Annotated in this window: 5 protein-coding genes; all 5 read left to right on the plus strand. The window is 29.6% G+C overall.

The window, feature by feature from the left end:
• Positions 1-611 precede the first annotated feature (611 nt).
• Entirely contained in the window at positions 612-992 is a 381-nt protein-coding gene (locus H8909_RS12680; RefSeq protein ID WP_187013079.1) for a hypothetical protein, read from the plus strand.
• A gap of 457 nt (positions 993-1,449) precedes the next feature.
• Positions 1,450-1,605, plus strand: a complete 156-nt coding sequence (locus H8909_RS12685; RefSeq protein WP_187013080.1) for a hypothetical protein — start codon at positions 1,450-1,452, stop codon at positions 1,603-1,605.
• Positions 1,606-1,956: 351 nt separating this feature from the next.
• Positions 1,957-2,442, plus strand: a complete 486-nt coding sequence (locus H8909_RS12690; protein ID WP_187013081.1) for a Panacea domain-containing protein — start codon at positions 1,957-1,959, stop codon at positions 2,440-2,442.
• Positions 2,435-3,235, plus strand: coding sequence for a hypothetical protein (locus H8909_RS12695; RefSeq protein ID WP_187013082.1), 801 nt, complete (start codon positions 2,435-2,437; stop codon positions 3,233-3,235). The genes H8909_RS12690 and H8909_RS12695 overlap by 8 nt, the downstream gene beginning before the upstream one ends.
• A gap of 194 nt (positions 3,236-3,429) precedes the next feature.
• On the plus strand, positions 3,430-3,560 hold a 131-nt coding region (locus H8909_RS13835), incomplete at its 3' end, for an HTH domain-containing protein (RefSeq protein WP_369409821.1).

Consider the following 3,560-nt stretch of genomic DNA (forward strand, 5'->3'; position numbering starts at 1 on the left):
AAATAATTCATGGGCATATCTCCTTAGATTAATGTTTTGGTCGACTTAATTTTACTAGGAAATATGTCCATTTTCTATAATTGAAAAATCATAATTTACACAAAATATTTTACACTATCTGTAAAATCATTAAATAAGATAAATAAATGAAAAATAACATAAATATTTATCAAAATAGCATAAATGATTTATGTTAAAACAGTAAATAAACCAACATACATTTTAGTTCTTTCGATTGAAAGAACTTTTTTTCAATAAAAAAGGAACTCTGTGGAGTTCTCTCTATAATGGATGCAGGTTTTAGGTCTCTGCTCAGACCGATGGACATGTTTTTTTGAAATCTCCATACCGACCTTTTCTTTATCTACATCGTAACATATTAGCAAAAAAGTTAAATTATACATGGTGAATATCTTCTAGAATCTAGAATAATATTCTGGTTGCTAACTTTCTGGTTAACGTTTTTTTTGTGTCAATACAATGTAAGGATTTTCTAATTATATAGATTGTGAATATAGATGTAAGTATTGAGCATCTTGTGAAGATAGAGGCTTTTTGTAAATATCGTATGATATAATACATGTTAATCGAATAATGAAGGGAGATTAATTATGCACTATAGATTAGGAAGGGAACTTAAAGCATTATCAAAGATTTTTACGCTAATAGGTATATTAGTGAATGCATTTCTTTTGTATTTTTATCTAGGAAATAATTATTTACTAAGTAGAAAAATCTATTACGCAGTCATTTTCGTATTCTTAATGATTCTTGTATGGGTATTTGGAAAAGTAATAAATGGTATAGGAGTGATACTTACTACTCAGGGTAAGATGTTACATGAACCAAAAATAGAAGATCCTGAAGACGAAGAATCTATCAAAAGTACATTTATGGCATTCTGCCATGCATTCAAGAAGAATAAAAAGTATTTGTTTCACTCATTGTCGTATGTGTTATTCTACTTGGTGGTGGTATCTATGCAAAAGTAAATTATGATATTAACCATGTATATGATGGAATATGGAAGATAGAAGGAGACCTAGAAGGAAATTATTTTGATATACGTGGTGATGATGTAGCATTCTTTGAAACAAATAGGGATGAGGATAGAAAATCATCTTATAAATGCGTATATGTAGGAAGTCGAACAAATAACGATGTAAAATTCTATTGTCAGACTTATGATTATGAAAGTACGAATGATTATAAATCAAAAGAGATTGATCAGACTATTCACCTTAATAGAATAAACAATGATGAACTTGAAGTAAATGGAAAGAGATATAATAGAATTCCAGATTAGAGCGCGTGAGCGCTCTTTTATATATAAAAAACTTGATCCCTGCCTCAATATAAAGAATATAGGTGGGGATGAATGCCATTAATGCATTTGATTGAGAAATTCTTGAGTAAGGAATGGTATAATACATATAGGAAGCTCAATATATGTATTTTACGATTAGGCAGCAGGCGAAGCATCTGTTCAAGGAAGACTATCGTTCTATCAGGAAATTATTTCTTATAGCGAAAAAACTTACTAAGCAGGCAATCTATAACATCAGACAGCACTACTTTGCAGAAGGCAAGTATCTTAACTATTAGAAGAACTATGCACTTCTGAAGACGTCTGATAACTATAGTACGTTTAATTATGATATGGCACAGCAGATACTGAAGGAACTAGGTAGTTCATTCAAATCATTCTTTGGTCTACTTAAGCAGGAATTAGCTATTCGATTTATAGGAGATTTATGCATAATAAGCAACCATTTTCGGTTGCAAAGAAAATTAAACTGTTTAAATGCATGAATGAAGTAAAAAATATGTGTTGGGATAAAAATATGGAAAAAAAGTATTGGAAGTATGTAATATAAGTACATGAAAATATAAATAAATGTACAAAAAAGCAGGAAAATGTTAATATATACAGACAAAGGAAGGAGGATGTTATATATGGGTTATGATGTTTTAGAAGTATGTCGTCATGTGATTAATTATAGCAATGAAAAAGAGTATGGTATTTCTAATTTAAAACTACAAAAGGTTCTTTATTTTATTCAGGCTTATTTTCTAATTGACAAAACAAAAAATGCACCTTGTTTTGATGATAAAATCGAAGCATGGAATTTTGGCCCAGTTGTTCCTGCTGCATATCATGAGTATAAGCAATATGGTAGTGGAGATATACCAACAATAGAGTCTTATATTTTATTTGATACGGACAATATTTGGAATACTGAAAGAGTAAAATTTAATGATGATGTTATTACTGATGAAGATAAAAATCGTATTAATAAAGTTGTAGATAAGTTTTCAGATTATTCAGCAACTGATCTTGTTGCGTTAACACATAGGCAGTCTCCTTGGATGAATGCTTATGCTCCATATAGAAATAATGAGATTACACTGGATGCGATAAAGGAGTATTTTAATGCCTAATGATGATTTAGAAAAATTATTGCGCACTGAAGATAAAAAGCCTTTTGTAATCGAAAATTCGTCAAAATATAATTATACTAAGAGAGAAATGAATTGTATTTGTAAGGCATTATCAATGGAGTCACGAAAATATGATCCAAAGGTGATAGTTAGGAATATCAATGCTTATATAGAGTCGCCAGATAAATTAGAAAGAATTCTATATTCAGAAATTAGTAACTATATTTATTCTTTAGAAATGGAAAAAAGAGGAATCTTTGCGACGAATGTTGAGAAGTTACTACTCTATTCATTGGATGAGAAAAATCATGTTGGTGCAGATACTAAAAAAATAATTGTTAAAATTTATGATCATTTTCAATTGGCGATAAGTCAAATAGAAAATGCAAATAATATTTTTGCAGCTAGTATTGAAGATGCGAAAGTTAAATTGCAACAACAGGTGAAGGGCGTAGAAAGGGAGTATATATCTATACTTGGTATATTTGCTTCTATAGTCTTAGCGTTTGTTGGTGGAATTACATTTTCTACATCTGTCTTACAAAGCATCTCCGCAGCTAGTATATATAGGCTGTTATTGACTATTGATTTTTTGGCGTTTGTTCTAATCAATACTATTTATATTTTGGTTAAGTTCATCTTTACAATCAATGATAAGGATGCAAAATTATTTAAAATAGAAAAATTGAATTGGATTTGCTTGATAATTGCTATAGTAGTTATTGGTTCATGGCTATTTAGCATTAAAGAACTTCAAGAGTTTATTTCAAATTTGTTGCCTTGGGGTAAATAAGTCAAATATCATAAAAGGGTTACTGGATGTTTAAAATGGACCCTGTAAAAAGGACACGATAAAAAAAGGATATTTATTTCGTTAAAATGGCCCCTGTAAAAAGGACACGATAAAAAAGGATATTTATTTCGTGACCCTGTTTTACAGGGTTTTTATTTTGCGTAGTATAATGATTATAGAATGGTGGTGTTATTATGGGAGTAAACTATTTTAGTGATGAACAAGTAAAGGAACTCGAAAAGAATCCATATGTAAAGAAAGTATCTATCAAAAGCATAACCTATTCAGAAGAATTCAAAGAACTCTTCTGGATTGATTTACAGAA

Source organism: Catenibacterium faecis (assembly GCF_014306455.1).
Lineage (GTDB): Bacteria > Bacillota_I > Bacilli_A > Erysipelotrichales > Coprobacillaceae > Catenibacterium > Catenibacterium mitsuoka_A.

Coding starts and splice junctions, on each gene's coding strand:
- H8909_RS12680 (WP_187013079.1), top strand. CDS start 612: ATGCACTATAGATTAGGAAGGGAACTTAAAGCATTATCAAAGATTTTT.
- H8909_RS12685 (WP_187013080.1), top strand. CDS start 1,450: ATGTATTTTACGATTAGGCAGCAGGCGAAGCATCTGTTCAAGGAAGAC.
- H8909_RS12690 (WP_187013081.1), top strand. CDS start 1,957: ATGGGTTATGATGTTTTAGAAGTATGTCGTCATGTGATTAATTATAGC.
- H8909_RS12695 (WP_187013082.1), top strand. CDS start 2,435: ATGCCTAATGATGATTTAGAAAAATTATTGCGCACTGAAGATAAAAAG.